General features: G+C 74.0%; 15 protein-coding genes. 11 read left to right on the top strand and 4 right to left on the bottom strand.

Annotated elements, in window-relative coordinates:
* The first annotated feature begins 249 nt into the window (after positions 1-249).
* Complete coding sequence (locus tag AB0230_RS14710; RefSeq protein WP_366376517.1) at positions 250-5,022, top strand: hypothetical protein; 4,773 nt, start codon at positions 250-252, stop codon at positions 5,020-5,022.
* Positions 5,023-5,251: 229 nt separating this feature from the next.
* Here AB0230_RS14710 and AB0230_RS14705 read toward each other — a convergent pair whose 3' ends face one another.
* The 3 genes from AB0230_RS14705 to AB0230_RS14695 form a co-directional block, all read right to left on the bottom strand.
* Entirely contained in the window at positions 5,252-5,830 is a 579-nt protein-coding gene (locus AB0230_RS14705; protein WP_363388810.1) for an HhH-GPD-type base excision DNA repair protein, read from the bottom strand.
* Positions 5,831-5,913: 83 nt separating this feature from the next.
* Complete coding sequence (locus tag AB0230_RS14700) at positions 5,914-6,195, bottom strand: hypothetical protein (RefSeq protein WP_366376515.1); 282 nt, start codon at positions 6,193-6,195, stop codon at positions 5,914-5,916.
* Between the two features lie 41 nt (positions 6,196-6,236).
* Complete coding sequence (locus AB0230_RS14695) at positions 6,237-7,565, bottom strand: glutamyl-tRNA reductase (RefSeq protein WP_315994313.1); 1,329 nt, start codon at positions 7,563-7,565, stop codon at positions 6,237-6,239.
* A 100-nt stretch (positions 7,566-7,665) separates the two neighbouring features.
* On the opposite strand from AB0230_RS14695, the gene hemE reads away from it, so the two are divergent.
* From hemE to AB0230_RS14670, 5 genes are all read left to right on the top strand, one after another.
* A complete protein-coding gene (hemE, locus tag AB0230_RS14690; RefSeq protein WP_315994314.1) occupies positions 7,666-8,754 on the top strand; it encodes a uroporphyrinogen decarboxylase in 1,089 nt (362 codons plus the stop codon).
* Positions 8,751-10,256: a protoporphyrinogen oxidase gene (hemG, locus tag AB0230_RS14685; protein WP_315994315.1), complete on the top strand. Its 1,506-nt coding sequence runs from the start codon at positions 8,751-8,753 to the stop codon at positions 10,254-10,256. The genes hemE and hemG overlap by 4 nt, the downstream gene beginning before the upstream one ends.
* Before the next feature lie 111 nt (positions 10,257-10,367).
* Positions 10,368-10,769 carry a hypothetical protein gene (locus AB0230_RS14680; RefSeq protein WP_315994316.1) on the top strand — a complete coding sequence of 134 codons (402 nt, stop codon included), beginning with the start codon at positions 10,368-10,370 and terminating at the stop codon, positions 10,767-10,769.
* Between the two features lie 4 nt (positions 10,770-10,773).
* Positions 10,774-11,184, top strand: a complete 411-nt coding sequence (locus tag AB0230_RS14675; protein WP_366376512.1) for a phage holin family protein — start codon at positions 10,774-10,776, stop codon at positions 11,182-11,184.
* The gene (locus AB0230_RS14670) at positions 11,174-11,452 is read left to right on the top strand and encodes a hypothetical protein (RefSeq protein WP_366376510.1); all 279 of its coding nucleotides are present in this window, start codon (positions 11,174-11,176) and stop codon (positions 11,450-11,452) included. The genes AB0230_RS14675 and AB0230_RS14670 overlap by 11 nt, the downstream gene beginning before the upstream one ends.
* A gap of 187 nt (positions 11,453-11,639) precedes the next feature.
* On the opposite strand, the gene AB0230_RS14665 is transcribed toward AB0230_RS14670, so the two are convergent.
* A complete protein-coding gene (locus tag AB0230_RS14665) occupies positions 11,640-12,428 on the bottom strand; it encodes a DUF4239 domain-containing protein (protein ID WP_315994319.1) in 789 nt (262 codons plus the stop codon).
* A gap of 131 nt (positions 12,429-12,559) precedes the next feature.
* On the opposite strand from AB0230_RS14665, the gene hemQ reads away from it, so the two are divergent.
* The 5 genes from hemQ to hemL all read left to right on the top strand — a co-directional run bounded on the left by hemQ (position 12,560) and on the right by hemL (position 17,555).
* Complete coding sequence (gene hemQ, locus AB0230_RS14660) at positions 12,560-13,231, top strand: hydrogen peroxide-dependent heme synthase (protein ID WP_315994320.1); 672 nt, start codon at positions 12,560-12,562, stop codon at positions 13,229-13,231.
* A complete protein-coding gene (hemC, locus tag AB0230_RS14655) occupies positions 13,228-14,226 on the top strand; it encodes a hydroxymethylbilane synthase (RefSeq protein WP_315994321.1) in 999 nt (332 codons plus the stop codon). The genes hemQ and hemC overlap by 4 nt, the downstream gene beginning before the upstream one ends.
* Positions 14,223-15,038, top strand: coding sequence for a uroporphyrinogen-III synthase (locus tag AB0230_RS14650; protein WP_315994322.1), 816 nt, complete (start codon positions 14,223-14,225; stop codon positions 15,036-15,038). Before hemC ends, AB0230_RS14650 begins: the two co-directional genes overlap by 4 nt.
* Positions 15,035-16,018, top strand: a complete 984-nt coding sequence (gene hemB, locus AB0230_RS14645; protein WP_315994323.1) for a porphobilinogen synthase — start codon at positions 15,035-15,037, stop codon at positions 16,016-16,018. Before AB0230_RS14650 ends, hemB begins: the two co-directional genes overlap by 4 nt.
* Positions 16,019-16,214: 196 nt before the next feature.
* Positions 16,215-17,555 (top strand): glutamate-1-semialdehyde 2,1-aminomutase, encoded by a 1,341-nt coding sequence (gene hemL, locus AB0230_RS14640; protein ID WP_315994324.1) that lies wholly within the window; start codon positions 16,215-16,217, stop codon positions 17,553-17,555.
* Positions 17,556-17,574: the final 19 nt, after the last annotated feature.

Genomic DNA, 17,574 nt, shown 5'->3' with positions numbered 1-17,574 from the left:
GGCCTCGGGGCCGTGGCATCCGGTCTTCGCGTTTCGAGGGTGCAGGGTGCCGCGGGTGACGGCGTCGGCGTACCCGGAGCACGGATCGCCCAGCCGGGCCGGCGTGCGCGACGGGGTCTCGGGCGGGGTGGGACGGCGTCCGCGGTGCGGAACGGGGGAGGATCCGTGCGCGGCCCGCTGTGGACGGTGGCCGAGGGGGCGGCGGGGTCTTCGCTAGCCTGGGGCGACGACCGACGCCGAGGGGGCACGATGGAAGTCGAACACACGGGCGCACGCTCGGGAATCTCCTGGCCCCCGCAGCCGGGGGCGCTCGTCGACACCGGGCGGTGCCCCTCGTGCTTCACCGCGATCACGGTCTCGCCCTGTCCCGCGTGCGGTCTCGACCTCACCGACGCACGCACGGCCCGTGTGCTCGACCTGTCGCAGCGCATCGTCGCCCTCGTCGACGAACGCGCCGAGGCCCTCCTCCTCATCCACCGGGCGAGCGAGGGCGCCGCATCGGGCCCGGTCCGCGCGACCGAGGCCGAACGGCATCCCGTGCGTCCCGCGCCCGCGCCCGCGCTGGTGCCCGCTGCGGCCCCGGTGGAAGCCCCCGCCGCAGCGGTGTTCCCCCCGCCCGGTTCGGCGACCGACATCGCGGCACCGCCGTCCCCACGCCTGCCGGTGCCCGCGGCCTCGGGCGTCCCCCGCACCTCCGCGACCCCGGCCGCCGCGGCCTCCGCCGATGTGCACGTGCCGCCCGGCGACGAACCCCCTGCCGTCGGCTCGACCACGGCCGACCCGGCGAAACCGCGGCGTTCGAGCGTGCAGGTCTTCCTGCTCTCGACCGGCGTGGTGCTGCTGGCAGTGGCGGCGGTGTTCTTCCTCACGGTCGCGTGGATCAGCGGCGGACTCGTCCTGCGCTCGGTCATCATCGGCCTCGTCACCGCGGCCGTGATCGCCACGGCCTCGCTCCTCCGTCGGCGCCGGCTCGAGGCCACGGCCGAGGGCATCTCGCTGCTCGGCATCGCCCTGGTGGCGCTGGATGTCTGGGCCGTGCGCGCCAACGACCTGGGGGGAGCGGCATCCCTCGATGCGGCCGTGTACTGGGGTGCGGCGACCACCGCCGCGGGGGCCGCCTTCGTCGGCTGGTCGCGGCTGTCCCGGTTGCGCGCGCCGCTGTCGACGGCGGTGGTCGCCCTGGCCGTCGGCCCCGCCATCCTGGCCGCGGGGGTGGTCGGATCCGACACGCTGCTCGCCTGGTACGTCTCGGGCCTCGTCGTGGTGGTGCTGGCGATCGCGGCCCCCCTGGCTCCGTTGCTCGGCCGCCCGCCGCGAGCTCCGCTGCGGCCGGAGATCGCCGCGGTGCGTGCCGTCGCCGGCCTGGCGGCGATCATGGCGCTCGCGGCCGCCCTGTTCCTCGACCCGGAGTCCACGTGGGCGCCGGTCCTGCCGTCCGCGGTGCTCGCCCTGGCCCTCGCGGCCCACGCGTGGACGATGACCCGCCGGGGCGAGTCGCGACTCGCACCGGTCGCCGCGATCGCCGCAGTGCTCTCCCTGGGCGCCGGGGTGGCGGTCGCCGTGGTGCGGGCGGCCGATGCGACGCTCACCGTGACGGTGCCCGTCGTGGTCGCCGCGGTAGTGGCGCTCACCCTCGACGTCGCGGGGCGTCGGGCGGCGCCCGGCCTTGCGCGCACGACGTTCGCCGCCGGCGCGATCACCGCCCTCGCGGTCGCCGGGCTGGCCTCCCTCGCGCCGGTCGGCGCCGCCACGGGCGCGGTGTTCGTCCAGCTCAGCGGCGTCGTCCCGGTCTTCGGGCGGTCCGCCTTCGACGTCCGCCACCCGGATGCCGAGGCCACCGCCGCCGTGATCGCCCTCGCGGCCGTCGTGGCTCTCGCCGCGATCGCCTGGCGCCTCACGGGTGCGTGGGGCAGCCGGCGTCTCGCCGCCCTCGCGGCCGGTGCCGCGATCGCGCTCCTCGCCGGACCCCAGCTGCGGGTCCTGCTGCTCGTCGTCGCGTGGTACCTCGCCCTCACGCTCACCGCGGTCGTGGTGCTGCTCCGCCGTCGCGGCGTGCTGACCCGCGAGGGGACCACCCCGGTCGGGGCCGCGTCCTCGCCCGTCCCCGGCGGGACGGCGGCGGTTCCTCCGCCGCGCGCCGACGCGCCGCGCGCGGTCGGTCATCCGGACGCTACGGCAGCCATTGCGCCCGGGCCCGTTCCGATCGCCCCCGCTCCCGCTGCGCCGACGCCAGGAGCGGAGCCGATGGTTCCGGCGGATCCCGGGGCGACGCCGCTCGAATCGGCGGTCCCCTCGGCAGCCCCCGTGGTCGCCGGCGGCGTCGTGCTCGCCGTCATCGCGGGGACGATCGCGCTGCTCGGCGGGTGGGTCCTGTCGTTCGCCTCACCGCTGGCGTGGGGTGTCAGCACGGTCGTCGTGACGGGCGTCATCGCCATGGCGGCCGGTGTCCACCGCTCGGTCCGGGTGGCCTCCACCGCCGGAGTCGTCGCCTTCGTCTCGGCCAGCGCGTTGCTCCTCCCCTCCGCTCTGCGCGCGGGCATCGAGGTATCGCTCGCGGGGGGAGCCCCCGCGGCGTCCGCCGGTGTCGTGGCCGCCGGCTGCCTCCTGTTCCTGGTCTCGCCGCTCGCCCGACGGGTGCGACTCGACGTGACCCAGCGTGCGGCCGGTGCGCTCACGGCGACCATCGGCGCGGGGCTCTCGATCGGGGTGGCGCTGCTCACGGCGCCGCCCGCCGCCGACGCCTGGATCGCAGGGGCGGGCCTCGCCGCCGTCGTCGCCACGATCGCCCTCGCGGGGGCGCCGAGCCTGGCCACGTGGCGGATCGTGCGACCCGCGGCCGCGCTGACGCCACCGTTGTTCGCCGCCGCCACCACCGACACGGTGCTTCGCCTCGCCGGCGCGACCGCGTCCGCGAGAACGATCGCCGCCGCCGCCCTCGGGGTGGTCGTGGCGGGGGTCGCTCTGCGCGCCCTCCGATCGGAACCCGCCGTGCGGGCGCTGACCGATGCGGGTACGGCGGTGGTCCTCGTGCTGGCGGTCGCCGCCGCCCCGTCGGAGGGCCTGCGGTGGGTGCCGCTCCTCCTCGCCGCCGTCGCGGTGCTGCTGTGGGCCACCGATTCCGAGGGGCTCTTCTCCTCGAGCGGAGCGCGGCGTCACCTCGTCTGGCTCGCGCTCGCCGTCGGGGCTGCCGCCCTCTGGTCCCGCCTCCTGTGGCAGGGCACCGACACCGTCGAGTTCTTCACCCTCCCGGTCGGTGTCGCGCTGCTCTCCCTCGCGGCCGGTACCGAGCGCGCACGTCGACGCCGTCCGGAGCGCTCGGCCGTGACGCCCGCGGTGATCGCGGCGGCGGGCACGGGGGTCGCCCTCCTCCCCACCGCACTGGCCGACCCCGACGATCTCGTCCGGGCGGTCGTCGCCGGGGGGCTCGCCCTCGTCGCCCTCCTCGCGGGCGCCTGGGTCCGCCCCGCGCGCACGCCCGACGTGCTGCCCGTCGGCGTCGCCGCCGCGGGGGCGTTGACGCTGGTGCTGTGCGTCGCGGTGCGCGTCACCCGCGCGGTCGACCTCGGCGCGGCAGGATCCGCGGCACCGGATGCCGCGCTCGCCACCGCCGCGCTGGCGTTCGCCGTCGCGGCGGTCGGCCTCTCGCGTCGGGCGACGACGTGGGCCGCCCCGGCCTCGCGCGGTGTCGCGATCGCCGCCGTGGCTGTCCTCGCCCTCGGCGAGGCGGTGCTCGTCGCGGCCGCGGTCGGTCCGGTCCTCCGCGTCGTGACGGCCATCGCGGTGCTCGGCGCCGCGGGCGTCGTGCTGCTGCGCCGGCACCTCGGCGCGGGCGATCCGACCGTCGCCGAGATGTCGGTCGGCGGTGCGGCGCTCGGAGGCGCGGCGCTCGTGGCGGCCGCCGCGACGGCCGGGGGCGTGCGCCCGATCGAGTGGGCGACCATTCCCCTCGCGCTCGTCGCCCTGGCGGCGGCGCTGACGCGGTTGTCCCGCCCGCGCCCGGAGTCGCTGCCGATGCCCCTGCCCTTCGTCGTCACGGCGGCGGTCGGCCTCGCTGTGGGGCTGCTCCCCTCAGCGGTCCTCGCCGGCGACTCCCCCGCTCGCGCGATCGGCGTCGCCCTGGTCGCCGCGATCGTGCTGGGAACCGCGCCGCGACTGCTGTCCGGCCCACGGACGGTGCTTCTCGTGCCGTCCGTGGCGATCTCCGGCGCGGCCCTCGCCATCGCGACGGCGCTGCGCGCCGTGCATGACGTCCGCGCCGCGTCTTTCGACCTCTGGCTCGTCGTGCTCGTGGTCGTGCTGATGGGCGCGGCTGTCCTGCTCGCGCGACGACGCACGGGCGTTCCCGTGTGGATGCCGCCCGCTCTCGCCGTCTCCGCGCTCGCTCTGGCGACGGGTCTGTCGGCGGTGCGTCTGATCGCCGTTCCCGGTCAGGACGTCTTGCGGGTGGTCGTCACGCTCGCGGTCGTCTTCGCCGTCGGCGTGCTGTGGCGCGGTCCGCGTGCCGCCCTCGTGCGGTGGGCGGCTCTCGGACTCGGCCTGGCCCTCGCGATCGTGGCGGTCGCCGTCGGCGCCGCCGATCCGGTGGAGACCGCGACGCTTCCGCTCGCGGCGGCGTTGCTCGTGCACGGCATCCGATCGCTGCGCTCGACGCCCGAGCTCGGCAGCTGGCCCGCGCTCGGTGCGGGTCTCGGTGTGCTCTTGGTCCCCTCGCTGCTGTTCGACTTCTCCGGCGACTCGGCGCTGTGGCGCGTCATCGGCCTCGGCGCGGCAGCCCTCGTCGCCCTGCTCTGGGGTGTGCGTTGGCGTCTCCAGGCTCCGGTGGTGCTCGGTGGCGTGGTGCTGATCGTGCACGCCGTCGCGCAGCTGTGGCCTTGGATCACCGCGCTGTACGAGAGCGCTTCGGGGCTGTGGTGGCTGTGGCTGGGCATCGCGGGTGCGCTGCTCATCGTGGTCGCCGCGACCTACGAGCGTCGCATCCGGGAGGTGAAGGCGGTCGCCCTGGCGTTGCGCGCCCTGCGGTGAGAGCCGGTGGAGAACGCCGCGCAGCTCGTGCCTCGACCCGAGCGCCGCGCCGTCGGCCCCTCGCCGTGGGCGCCGCGCCGTCGGCCCCGCGCCGTGAGGACGGCGCCCGCCTTCCGTCGTCCGCGGCTCTCGCCTGCCGTGTGCCTCGCCGCCCACTCCACGCCCCGGCGTCGACGCCCGCCCGCCGGCCCCGGTGGCCCGGGCGCGAGGGGACGACGCTGCCCGGCGGCTAGTCCTTCTTCGCCTCTTTCGCCGCCGCCTTCGCGGCGCGCTTGTGCTCGCGCACCTTCGTCAGCGACTCGGGGCTGACGATGTCGGCGACCGAGCGGAACGATCCGTCCTCGCCGTAGGGCGCGGAGGCGTTGCGCCATCCCGCGCCGTCGAAGCCGCGCTGCTTGCCGAGCAGGGCGAGGAAGATCTTCGCCTTCTGCTCGCCGAACCCGGGCAGGGCCTTCAGTCGCTTCAGAACCGTCGCGCCGTCGGGGTCGTCACGGGTCCAGATGTTCGCGGCGTCGCCGTCCCACTCCTGTTCGACCGCGGCGCAGAGGGCCTGCACACGCTTCGCCATCGAACCCGGGTAGCGGTGCACGGCCGGCGACTGCGAGAACGCCGCCGCGAAGGCCTCGGGGTCTTCGTGTGCGATGTTCGCGGCATCCATCGACCCGGTTCGCTCCCGGATCTTCAACGGTCCCGCGAAAGCCGTCTCCATCGCCACCTGCTGGTCGAGCAGCATGCCGATCAGGAGCGCGAGGGGGTTGGCCGAAAGCAGCTCGTCGGCGGCGGGATCATCGGTGATGCGCAGGCTCATACGCCCATTCTCGCGCGACCGACCGGCGCCCGGCGGTGCGGACGCCCCCATCCTCGGTTCCGCCGGGCGCGGCACGACCCGCCTCACTCCGGAGCGGCGATCCACTTCCGCGCGAAGGGCACGGCATCCATCGAGGTGAGGTCGAGCGTGATCTCGTTCAGCTGCGAGCGGAAGTCATCGACGTCGCCGGGAGGGAGGCGCTTCACGAGCGATCCGTCCACCCGCCGGATGACGACCTCGCTCACCGCCGGCGCGCCCCCGCCCACGTCGAGCAGACCGAGCACCACGGTCGCCGCCCACCGCAGTCCGTTGCGGGCGCGGTACTCGCCCGCGACGACGTAGACCTCGGATGCCGGTGTGCTCACGGCATCCATCCTGCCCGAGGACAGCAGGCGAGAAGGGGGTCTCAGCCCGCGTCGGCGATGTCGCGACGAGGGGCGGCGGACTCCGGGGAGCCCTCGACCTCGATGCCGAAGAGCGCCGAGAGGGCGTCGATGTACTCGTCGGCCCGGCCCGTCTCGGCCAGCTCGTGCGCACGCGTGGTGGGGGTGTGCAGCAGCACGCCCACGAGGTGCCGCAGGGCCTGCTCGGTCTGGCCGCCCTCGTCGCCGCGGGCGCGCACGCGGGCGACCTCGGCGTCGAGCACGCCGAAGACGTGCGCGCGAAGCGCGACGACCGCGGGGGTGATGTTCTTGCGCTCACCGACGGAGGCGAAGCGGCGGGCGGCGTCGCGCACGAGGTCGCGCGCGGCGTCGGTCGCCTGCAGCTCCTCGAGCGGGGCGTGCAGGCGGATGGTCTCGAGGTCGAGCAGGTCGACGCCCGGCACGGTCGCGACGTCGGGGTCGACGTTGCGCGGGAGGCCGAGGTCGATGACGAGACGGCGGCCCGCGTGGTCGACCGGGCACCCGGCGGCCGCGGTGGTCTCGGCGCCGGTGCGGCCGGCGGCGAAGGTCGCGGCGCTGACGACGTGGTGCTCGCTGGTCGTGCACGTGATGACGAGGTCGGCGTGCGCGACGGCGGAGGGGAACGTCTCGGCCGAGACGGCGCGCAGACCGTGCTTGGCGGCGAACTTCGCGGCGCGACCCGAGGGCGAGTGCACCGAGATGTCTTCGGCGCCCTGGTCGCGCAGGGCGGCGACCGTGGCGGCGGCGTAAGCGCCGGTGCCGACCAGCAGCACGCGCTGCGTCGACCAGTCGGCGATGCGGCTGTCGGCGAGCTCGAGGCCCAGGCGCACGAGGGAGCGACCGGCGCGGCCGATGGCGGTGGAGTTCTTCACGCCGCGCTGCGCCTCGGACGCGCGCTGGAACAGCCGCTCGAGCTCGGCCGAGGTCGTGCCCAGCTGCCGCGACTCGGTGAGCGCGCGACGCACCTGGCCGGCGATCTCGCCTTCGCCGACGACGACGGACTCGAGGCCGGAGGCGACCGAGAAGAGGTGCTCCGCGACGTCGTCGCCGCCGAGCACGGTGTAGGAGCCCTCGAGCTCGCTGGCGGGGACGCCGGTGGCCGCCTCGATGGCGCTCAAGGTGGCGTCGACGCCGAGGGCGACGGCCGCGGTGACGGGCTCGTCCATGTCGACGTAGGCCTCGAAGCGGTTGCACGTGGCGACGACGACCGCGCCCTGCACGAGCTCGGCGTGCTCGGCGATCAGGGGGGCGACCGGGGTGCGGGGTACGCTGAGGCGCTCGAGGAGCTCGAAGGACGCGGTCTTGTGACTCGCGCTGACGCACAGCAACACGCTCATATTCTACGCCCGGGCGCCTCGGGGTATTCCGAGCGGCCTCTCGACGTCAAGGCATCCCCCTCGCGCACAGGGGCGGAATGGGAGGATGGATGCCATGGCATCCGCATCCCCCGACGCTCCGCTCCTCCGCGCCCTCCGAGGCGACCGTCCCGAGCGGCAGCCGGTGTGGTTCATGCGGCAGGCGGGGCGCTCGCTGCCGGAGTACCGGGAGCTGCGCGTCGGTACGCGCATGCTCGACGCGTGCCTGACGCCCGATCTCGCGGCCGAGATCACGCTGCAGCCGATCCGTCGGCATGACGTGGATGCCGCCATCTTCTTCAGCGACATCGTGGTGCCCCTGCGCCTGGCCGGCGTCGACGTCGTGATCGAGCCCGGCCGCGGGCCGGTGTTCGCCGACCCCGTGCGCACCGCCGACGACGTCGCGCGGGTGACGGCGATCGATCCGGCCGACGTGGCCGCGGCGGCGGAGCCCGTGCGCGAGGCCGCCCGGCGCGTGACGGCCGAGCTCAGCGACAGCGTCCCCCTCATCGGCTTCGCCGGGGCGCCGTTCACGCTCGCCGCCTACCTCGTCGAGGGGGGACCGTCGAAGGAGCACCTGCGCGCCCGCGGCATGATGCACGCCGACCCCGCCTCGTGGCACCGTCTTGCCGGCTGGCTCGCGAAGGTGTCGCGCGCCTTCCTCGACGCGCAGATCGAGGGCGGGGCGCAGGCCGTGCAGCTGTTCGACTCGTGGGCGGGCTCGCTGTCACCGGCGACGTTCCGGGAGTTCATCGCCCCGCACTCCACCGAGGCCCTTCAGGGCATCGAGGTCCCCCGCATCCACTTCGGCGTCGGAACCGGGGCGTTCCTCGACGACATGCGTCTGGGCGGGCTCGCCGACGCGGTGGGTGTCGACTGGCGGATGCCGCTCGACGAGGCCGCCGCGCTCGTCGGCCCCGACGTGACCCTGCAGGGCAACATCGACCCGGCCCTTCTCGGAGCGCCCTGGCCCGTCCTCGCGGCGCACGTCGACGACGTGCTCGCCCGCGGACGCGCGGCGCGCGCGCACATCCTCAACCTCGGCCACGGCGTGCCGCCCGACACCGACCCCGACGTGCTGACGCGCATCGTCGCCCACGCGCACCGAGCCTCGGTCGACGCCGCTCCCGCGCAGGGGGCCCCGGCCGACGGGGAGCGGGCGTGAGCGAGCCCCTCGATCGTCTCGTGCAGCACGCGCACGAGACGCGCGTGATCGTGATCGGCGGGGGCGTCTCCGGCCTGGTCGCCGCGCGCGAGTGCGCGAAGGTGGGCCTGCGGGTCACGGTTCTCGAGGCCTCCGACGCGCTCGGCGGCGTGGTGCGTTCCGCCGAGGTGGGCGGGATGACGCTCGACGTGGGAGCCGAGAGCTTCGCCACCCGCGGGGGCGTGGTCCGCGACCTGCTCGACGAACTGGGCCTCGGCGCCGACGTGGTCTCGCCGAATCCGGCGGGAGCCTGGGTGGCGGGCGTCCCCGGCGTGGGCGCCGCGCCCCTGCCGAAGGGCGGCGTGCTCGGCATCCCCGACAACCCCTTCGCCCCCGATGTGCGGCGCGTGATCGGTTGGTCGGGCGCCTGGCGGGCCTACGTCGATCGCGTGCGGCCTCCCCTCACGATCGGCCATGCCCTCAGCCTCGGAAAGCTCGTGCGCTCGCGCCTGGGCGCGCGGGTGCTCGACCGCCTCGTCGCCCCCGTCACGAGCGGGGTGTACTCCGCGCGACCCGACGACATCGACGTCGACCTCGCCGCCCCCGGGCTCAACGCCGCCCTCACCCGCACCGGCTCGCTCACGGGCGCCGTCGCCGAGTTGCGCGCCCGCCGCCCTCCGTCCCGTCCGGCCGATGCCCCGGCATCCGACGTCCCGGTCACCGCCGGCGCCGCCAAGGCCCCGGCGCCGGGGGGAGCCGTGCAGGGGATCGTCGGGGGGATGTCGCGCCTGGTCGACGCGCTCGCGGCGGGCCTGCGCGACGCCGACGTCGAGGTGCGCACCGGCGTGCGAGCCGGAGGGCTCAGCCAGGTCGATGACGGCTGGGCGGTGTCGACGTCGGTCGACGACGAGCCGCTGCGCGCGCAGGCCGTGATCGTCGCGCTGCCCGAGGGGTCGGCCCGACAGCTGCTCGCGCCCGTCGTGCCGGGGCTCGAGGAGGGCGATCCGATCGCGCCCGTGGTCGAGGTCGTGACCCTCGTGCTCGACGCCCCCGTCCTCGACAGCGCGCCGCGGGGGACCGGCGTGCTCACCGTGCCCGGCAGTCACGTGGCCAAGGCCCTCACCCACTCGAGCGCCAAATGGGACTGGGTCCGGGATGCCGCCGACCCCGGTATCCACGTCGTGCGCGTCTCGTTCGGCGCGCAGGGGGAGGAGCCCGCCACCGCTGCCCTCGACGACGACGGCGCGGCGCACCTCGCGCTCTCGGAAGCCGCCGCGATGCTCGGCGTCGAGCTGCCGGCATCCAGCCTCCGGGCCGCGCACCGCGTGCGCTACGTGCAATCGCAGCCGGCCGCCACGATCGGCCGGGCCGCCGTCACGCAGGCGGCGCGCGGCGCGGTCCGCGCCGTCCCCGGGCTCGGTGCGACGGGCGCGTGGCTCTCGGGGACGGGACTCGCGCAGGTCATCCCCGACGCGCGCGACGAGGCCGATCGCGTCCGCAGCGTCGCGCTCTGGCGCAGCTGACCCGCGTCACCGTCGGCCATGCCGCGCCGCCTGTCAAGGCCGGATGCCGGACGCGGCATACATGACTACTGTGAGACTCGACCAGCACTCGATCGAGCGTGAGGAGACCCCATGAGGGGCAAAGCAGCACTCGTCGTCGGACTCGTGGCGGGCTACGTGCTCGGAGCACGCGCCGGCCGCCAGCGGTACGAGCAGATCAAGGAGCAGGCCGACAAGGTCTGGAGCCAGCCCGTCGTTCAGGGACAGGTCGAGAAGGTGAAGGCGCTCGGCGTCTCCGCCCTCAAGTCCGTTCCCGGTGTGGTGTGGAAGGGCGCCAAGTCCGTCACCAGCGCAGCGTCCGGTTCGGGCACGGTGCAGGAGCGCGCCGAGCGCGCGGGCCGTGCCGCCAAGCGCTCCGCGAGCGAGGTGGCCGATGTCGTCGAGGACGCCGTCGACGACGCCGAGCAGGCGGAGAAGTCGGCGACCACGCGCGCTCGCGCGGCCAAGAGCGGCTCCACCTCGTCCGGGAGCTGACCGCATGACCACTCCGCGCGGATTCCGCGACCGTTCCGACGACAGCCTGTTCGAGCTGCTCGGCGACATCCCCGAGCTGGTGCGCAACCTCGTCGTCGCCGAGATCAACGGGGCGAAGGCGTGGGCGCAGCGGACGGCGAAGGATGCCGGTATCGGGGCCGGCTGGTTCGTCGGCGCCCTCATCGTGCTGTTCTGGGCGATTCCGGTGTTCTTCGCCTTCGTCATCGCCGGGCTGTCGTCGTGGTGGCCGGTGTGGCTGTCGGCCCTCGTCGTCTTCGGCGTGATGGTCGTGATCACGGCGATCCTGGCGCTGCTCGGCTACCTGCGGTTCAAGAAGCTGTCGAACCGCGAGAACCCGGGCGAGGCCATCGCCGAAGACGTCCGCATCGTCAAGGAGGCCCGCGATGAGTATTGAGCGTCCCGTCCCCGTGCCCCGCACCGCGGTGCCGCTGGGCATCACCGACCCGGTGGAATCGGCCCGCGCCGAGCTCAAGGCGGCGCTCGCCGCCATCGAGGTCAAGGCCAACGTGCCGCGCCGTGCGAGCGACGCCGTCGACCGCACGATCCACGACGTCCGCGAGAAGGCTCAGCGCAACCCCGGTGCCGCCGCCGCGGCCGTGGCGGGCGTCGCCGCCCTCGTCGGCTTCGCCGTGTGGGGCATCGTGCGCGCCTACACGCACTGAACATCACCGAAGCGGCCCGTCCCTCGCCGGGGTCGGGCCGCTTCGGCGTGTACCGGACGGAGCTGGCCGAGCCCGTCGAAACCACCGGTGGCCGGGCGGGTCCGGACCCTTCGACGGGCGCAGGGGCCTGTCGCGGGCTGACGGGCTGAGGGTCCTCCGGCGGGCCCGGGCTTCGCCGGGGACAGGCTCACGGCTCGTTCAGGAACAGGCCGCTCAGCAGGTCTTCGAAGTACTCCGGCGTCACCGCGATCGGACCCGCGTAGGCGTGGTCGAAGCCGGCGATGGCGTACAGCAGCAGCGCCACGAAGAGGGCCAGCAGGCTCGACATCAGCAGGTGCACGCGGAGGTTGCGCACCTCGATGAGGGCGATGAGGATGGCGTTCAGCACGGCGCCCACGCTCAGCACGATCCACAGGACGCTCGGCAGGGCCAGGTGGGTCAGGGCGATGCGGTCGCGGCGGTTCTCCACGAGCAGCTGGAACTGATCCAGCGACTGCTGCACGTACAGGGTCTCGGCCGCCGTCGTCGGCTGCACCTGGCCGATCGCCTGCTGCATGGCCGAGATGTTGGCATCCGTCTCGGCGGGGATCTCCAGTCGCCGCTGCATCGGCCAGTCGAGGTCGATCACGTTGCGGGTGTACTGCACGATCTGGTTCTGCAGTTCGTCGCCCTGCGGATCGGGCAGCAGAGCCGCGGTGCGGTAGAGGGATGCCAGCGACGACGACTCCTGCAGCACGACGCCGTCGACCTCGGTGAAGTTGCCGTAGGCGGCCGCGGCGATGAGGGCGAGGGTCACGCCGTAGAAGACGCCGTAGGCGCCGACCGCGTAGCTGAGGACCCGGTCCCATTCCTCGCCCTGCGGGGCGACGCGGAACACCCATTTGCGCAGGATGAGCAGGATCACGCACGATCCGCCCACCACCAGCACGATGAACAACGGCAGACCCACGGACATGGGCAGGTCGTAGAGCCACATCGGGCACCCCTCCGACGGGCGTCCCCCGACGCCGTCAGCGAACGATACCAACGGCCTCGGGCGGGCGGGGGTGCTTCGTCGGCGAGTCAACGGGTTTGGCCCGCCGCCCGGGCGAGACGAGACTAGGAGCCATGTCCCACGACAGCTCCTCCTCCGTGTACACGCTGTGGGCGGTCTTCCGCCGCGACCCCGAGAATCCGGTGACCGCCGCCGAGTCCACCGAGCTCGCCGACCTCGTCTCGCTGATCGAGGCCGACGGCGTCACCGTCCGCGGCTTCTACGACGTCAGCGGTCTGCGCGCCGACGCCGACCTCATGGTCTGGCTGCACGGCGAAGACCCGCAGGCGCTGCAGCGCGACCTGCGGCGCCTTCGTCGCACCGAGCTGCTGAAGAACCTGCTGCCCACCTGGAACGCGATGGGCGTGCACCGCGACGCGGAGTTCAACCGCTCGCACGTCCCCGGATTCCTCCGCGGTATCGAGGCGCAGCAGTGGCTCTGCCTGTACCCGTTCGTGCGCAGCTACGAGTGGTACCTGCTGCCCGAGCAGGAGCGTCGCGAGATGCTCATCGAGCACGGCAAGAAGGGCAGCGCCTACAAGGGCGTCATCGCCAACACCGTGGCATCCTTCGCCCTCGGCGACTACGAGTGGCTCCTGCCCATGGAGGCGGACGTGCTGACCGACCTCGTCGACATGATGCGCGACCTCCGCTACACCGAGGCCCGTCGTCACGTGCGCGAGGAAGTTCCGTTCTACACCGGTCGTCTCGTGACGCTCGACGAGATTCCCGAGATCCTCCAGTGAGCGCGCCTCTGCGGCTCGGAACGCGTCGCAGCACCCTCGCGATGGCGCAGTCGCAGATGGTCGCCGACGCCGTGGCCGCGGCCTCCGGTCGGGCGGTCGAACTCGTGCCGATCGTGTCGGAGGGCGACGTGAACCGCGCCTCGCTGTCGCAGCTCGGCGGGCGCGGCGTGTTCGCGAACGGGCTGCGCGAGGCGCTCGCCGCCGACCGCTGCGACTTCCTCGTCCACTCGCTGAAAGACCTGCCGACCGTGCAGCCCGAGGGCCTCGTCATCGCCGCGACGCCGCCGAGGGAGGACGCCCGCGACGTCGTCGTGACGCGCGACGGCACCCCCCTCGGCTCGCTCGCGCCGGGATCGCGGGTCGGAACGGGCTCGCCCCGCCGCATCGCGCAGGCGTTGCGGCACAACCCGCGGCTCGACATCCACGACATCCGCGGCAACGTCGACTCCCGCCTCGCGCGCGTGCGCGACGGAGAGCTGGATGCCGTGATCCTCGCCGCGGCGGGCATCTCGCGTCTCGGCGGCGACCTGGGGGGGCTGCAGGCCGAGGCGCTCGGCCTCGCGGAATGGCCCACCGCGCCCGGCCAGGGCTCGCTCGCGATCGAGACCCGCAGCGACATCGACCCGGAGGTGCACGCCGCCCTCGCCGAGCTCGACGACGAGGACACCCGCGTCGCGATCACGGCGGAACGCGTGGTGCTGAACGCCCTCGACGCCGGGTGCAGCGCGCCGGTCGGCACGCACGCGTCGCTGGCCGGGGGCGACCTGCGACTGCGCGCCGTGGTCTACGCCCTCGACGGCTCGCAACGGATCGGTATCGACCGGACCGTGCGCCTCGCCCCGGGGTATGGTGGGGAAACGGGCAGTGGCAATGGAGCGGATGCTGCCGACGACGGGGGACCGATCGCGCGAGCGGCGCGAGCGGGCCGAGAAGCCGCGCGTCGGTTGCTCGAACGTGGGGCGGCCGACCTGGTACCACGAGAGTCGACCACATGAATGAAGGCCACTGGAACACGCCGAACCCCTCGACGGGCGGCGTGCCCAAACCTCTGTCCGGTCGTCGCGTGCTCGTGCCGCGCGGGGGTCCGTGGGGCGACGGCGTCGCCGCCAGCCTGCGCCAGCTCGGAGCCGTTCCGGTCATCGCGCCGTTGATCAACTTCGCGCCCACCAACGATCAGGCGACCCTCGACGAGGCGCTCGCCGACCTCGCGGCGGGCGCCTTCGACTGGCTCACGCTCACCAGCGCGACCACGGTCGACGTCCTCTACGCCTACAAGGCCGTCATCCCCGCCGAGACGAAGGTCGCCGTGGTCGGCGAGACCACCGCGGCGGCGATGCAGGCCGTCGGCTACCGCGTCGACCTCGTGCCCGAGCGCGACAACTCGGCCCAGGGCATGGCCGAGCAGATGATCGAGATCGAGACCGAGCCGCGCAAGGTCCTGACCCTGCGCAGCGAGATCGCCAAGCCGGTCCTCACGCGCCTGCTGATCGAGGCCGGGCACGACGTGCGCAGCGTCGTGGCGTACCGCACGGTCGGCGTTCCCGTGACCGAGAAGATCGCCGGCGACGTCCAGTCGGGCCGCATCAACGCCATCCTCGTCACCAGTGGTTCGGTGGCGGAACAGGTGGTCGAGCAGTTCCCCGAGATCCCAGCGTCCACGGTCATCGCGGCGATCGGACCCCGCACGGCCAAAGACGCCAAGCGCGCCGGACTCAGCGTCGACGTCGTGGCCGAGCGGCAGACCGTCGACTCCCTCATCGAGGCGGTCGCCCGCTTCCCCCTCACCCCCGACGAATCGACGTCATGAGCTTCCCCGAGCACCGCCCGCGGCGTCTGCGCCGCACCCCCGCCGTCCGTCGTCTCGCCCGCGAGACGCATCTCGTGCCGTCGCAGCTCGTGCTGCCGATGTTCGTGCGCGAGGGCATCACCGAACCGAGTCCGATCGGGTCGATGCCCGGGATCGTGCAGCACTCGATGGACTCGCTCCGCCGCGCGGTCGCCGAGGCCGCCGAGCAGCGCATCGGCGGAGTGATGCTCTTCGGCGTTCCCGAGGTGCGCGACGCCGTGGGTTCCGGGGCCGACGACCCGAACGGCATCCTGAACCGCGCGACCGAGGCCGTCGTGGCCGAGGTCGGCGACGCGGTGGTCGTGCAGACCGACCTCTGCCTCGACGAGTTCACGGACCACGGTCACTGCGGCGTGCTCCGCTCCGACGGCGCGGTCGACAACGACGCGACCCTCGACCGCTACACGGCGATGGGTCTGGCGCAGGCCCGCGCGGGCTCGGCGATGCTGGGACTGTCGGGGATGATGGACGGCCAGGTCGGCGCGGTGCGCGAAGCGCTGGATGCCGAGGGCTTCACCGACACGCTGATCCTCGCGTACTCCGCGAAGTACGCCGGCGCGTTCTACGGTCCGTTCCGCGAGGCCGTCGACTCGCAGCTGAAGGGCGACCGTCGCTCGTACCAGCTCGACCCCGGCAACGGCCGTGAGGGCGTGCGTGAGGCGCTGCTCGACGTCGAAGAGGGTGCCGACGTCGTGATGGTCAAGCCCGCGCTGCCGTACCTCGACGTGCTCGCCGACGTGAAGGCGTCGGTCGACGTGCCGGTGTGGGCGTACCAGGTCTCGGGCGAGTACGCGATGGTCGAGGCCGCCGCCGCCCACGGCTGGATCGACCGCCGCGGCGCGATCCTCGAGAGCCTCCTCGGCATCCGTCGCGCCGGCGCCGACGCGATCCTGACGTACTGGGCGGTCGAGGCCGCCCGCTGGCTCCGCGAAGAGCTGTAAGTCGGCGGCTGCCCGGGCGGCGCCTGCCCGACGATCGGCTTCTGTCGCGGTCGTCGTCGGACACGACGCAGGAGATTCCCACCGCCGTTCGCGACCCCGCGGCGCACAACTCCGGAAAGATTGATTCTGCACACCCTGCGGCGCCGGCACGCCCCCGAGTTTCCTGCGTTGTGCACATCGAGAGGATGAGCAACCCATGACCGATCTCAACGACCAGTGGTTCGCCCGCGCCAAGGACGTCATCCCCGGCGGCGTCAACTCGCCCGTGCGCGCATACGGCTCCGTCGGCGGGACGCCGCGGTTCGTGCAGTCGGCGTCGGGACCGCGGATCACGGATGCCGCGGGTCGCGAGTACGTCGACCTGGTCGCGTCGTGGGGCCCGGCGCTCCTCGGCCACGCGCATCCCGAGGTGGTCGGCGCGGTGCAGTCCGCGGCATCCCGGGGTCTGTCGTTCGGCGCGCCCACGGGTGCCGAGGTGGAGCTGGCCGACCTCGTCGCCCAGCGCGTCCAGGTCGGAGATCTGAAGCCGATCGAGAAGGTGCGCCTGGTCTCGACCGGCACCGAGGCGACGATGACGGCGATCCGCCTCGCCCGCGGAGTCACCGGACGCGACCTGCTGATCAAGTTCGCCGGGCACTACCACGGGCACTCCGACGGGCTCCTCGCCGCGGCGGGCTCGGGTGTCGCCACCCTCGCGCTCCCCGGATCGGCAGGTGTCCCCGCGCCGATCGCCGCGCAGACTCTCGTGCTGCCCTACAACGACCTCGACGCGGTGCGCGAAGTGTTCGAGGTGCACGGCGAGAACATCGCCGCGATCATCGTCGAGGCGGCCTCGGCGAACATGGGGGTCGTGCCACCGCTGCCCGGCTTCAACGCCGCCCTCGCCGACATCGCGCACAGCCACGGCGCCCTGCTGATCATGGACGAGGTGCTCACCGGATTCCGCGTGCACCCCGCCGGCTTCTGGGGTCTGCAGGCTTCGCAGGGCGAGCGCTACCTGCCCGACATCCTCACCTACGGCAAGGTCATCGGCGGCGGGATGCCGCTGGCCGCCCTCGCCGGCCGCGCCGAGGTCATGGACCACCTCGCCCCCCTCGGCCCGGTGTACCAGGCCGGAACCCTGTCGGGGAACCCGCTGTCGGTGGCCGCGGGCCTGGCGACGCTGCGTCTGGCGACGCCCGAGGTGTACGCGGCCGTCGACGCCGCGGCCGCGCGGATCGCCGACGCGCTCGACGCCGCCCTGACCGCCGAGGGAGTGGTGCACACCGTGCCGCGCGCGGGCTCGTTGTTCGGCGTCGCCTTCCTGCCCGAGGTGCCGCGCGACTACGCCACCGCGCTCACGCAGCAGTCCTACCGCTACGCCCCGTTCTTCCACGCGATGCTGGATGCCGGTGTCTCGCTTCCCCCGAGCGTGTTCGAGGCGTGGTTCCTCACCGCCGCCCACGACGACGTCGCCCTCGAGCGCGTGCTCGAGGCGCTGCCGGTCGCGGCGAAGGCCGCGGCGGAAGCGCTGGATCCGACGCTGCTCGCGCAGTAGTCGACGCCGGCGCTGACAC

Source organism: Microbacterium sp. NPDC089190 (genome assembly GCF_040701795.1).
Lineage (GTDB): Bacteria > Actinomycetota > Actinomycetes > Actinomycetales > Microbacteriaceae > Microbacterium > Microbacterium galbum.
The sequence above is the reverse complement of the archived record's forward strand: the minus strand, read 5'-3'. Positions and strand labels throughout refer to the sequence as shown.

What these genes read in the sequence shown, in the direction of transcription:
- AB0230_RS14710 (WP_366376517.1), top strand. Translation starts at nt 250, where the DNA reads ATGGAAGTCGAACACACGGGCGCACGCTCGGGAATCTCCTGGCCCCCG.
- AB0230_RS14705 (WP_363388810.1), bottom strand. Translation starts at nt 5,830, where the DNA reads ATGAGCCTGCGCATCACCGATGATCCCGCCGCCGACGAGCTGCTTTCG.
- hemE (WP_315994314.1), top strand. Translation starts at nt 7,666, where the DNA reads ATGGCATCCGCATCCCCCGACGCTCCGCTCCTCCGCGCCCTCCGAGGC.
- AB0230_RS14680 (WP_315994316.1), top strand. Translation starts at nt 10,368, where the DNA reads ATGAGGGGCAAAGCAGCACTCGTCGTCGGACTCGTGGCGGGCTACGTG.
- AB0230_RS14675 (WP_366376512.1), top strand. Translation starts at nt 10,774, where the DNA reads ATGACCACTCCGCGCGGATTCCGCGACCGTTCCGACGACAGCCTGTTC.
- AB0230_RS14670 (WP_366376510.1), top strand. Translation starts at nt 11,174, where the DNA reads ATGAGTATTGAGCGTCCCGTCCCCGTGCCCCGCACCGCGGTGCCGCTG.
- AB0230_RS14665 (WP_315994319.1), bottom strand. Translation starts at nt 12,428, where the DNA reads ATGTGGCTCTACGACCTGCCCATGTCCGTGGGTCTGCCGTTGTTCATC.
- hemQ (WP_315994320.1), top strand. Translation starts at nt 12,560, where the DNA reads ATGTCCCACGACAGCTCCTCCTCCGTGTACACGCTGTGGGCGGTCTTC.
- AB0230_RS14650 (WP_315994322.1), top strand. Translation starts at nt 14,223, where the DNA reads ATGAATGAAGGCCACTGGAACACGCCGAACCCCTCGACGGGCGGCGTG.
- hemB (WP_315994323.1), top strand. Translation starts at nt 15,035, where the DNA reads ATGAGCTTCCCCGAGCACCGCCCGCGGCGTCTGCGCCGCACCCCCGCC.
- hemL (WP_315994324.1), top strand. Translation starts at nt 16,215, where the DNA reads ATGACCGATCTCAACGACCAGTGGTTCGCCCGCGCCAAGGACGTCATC.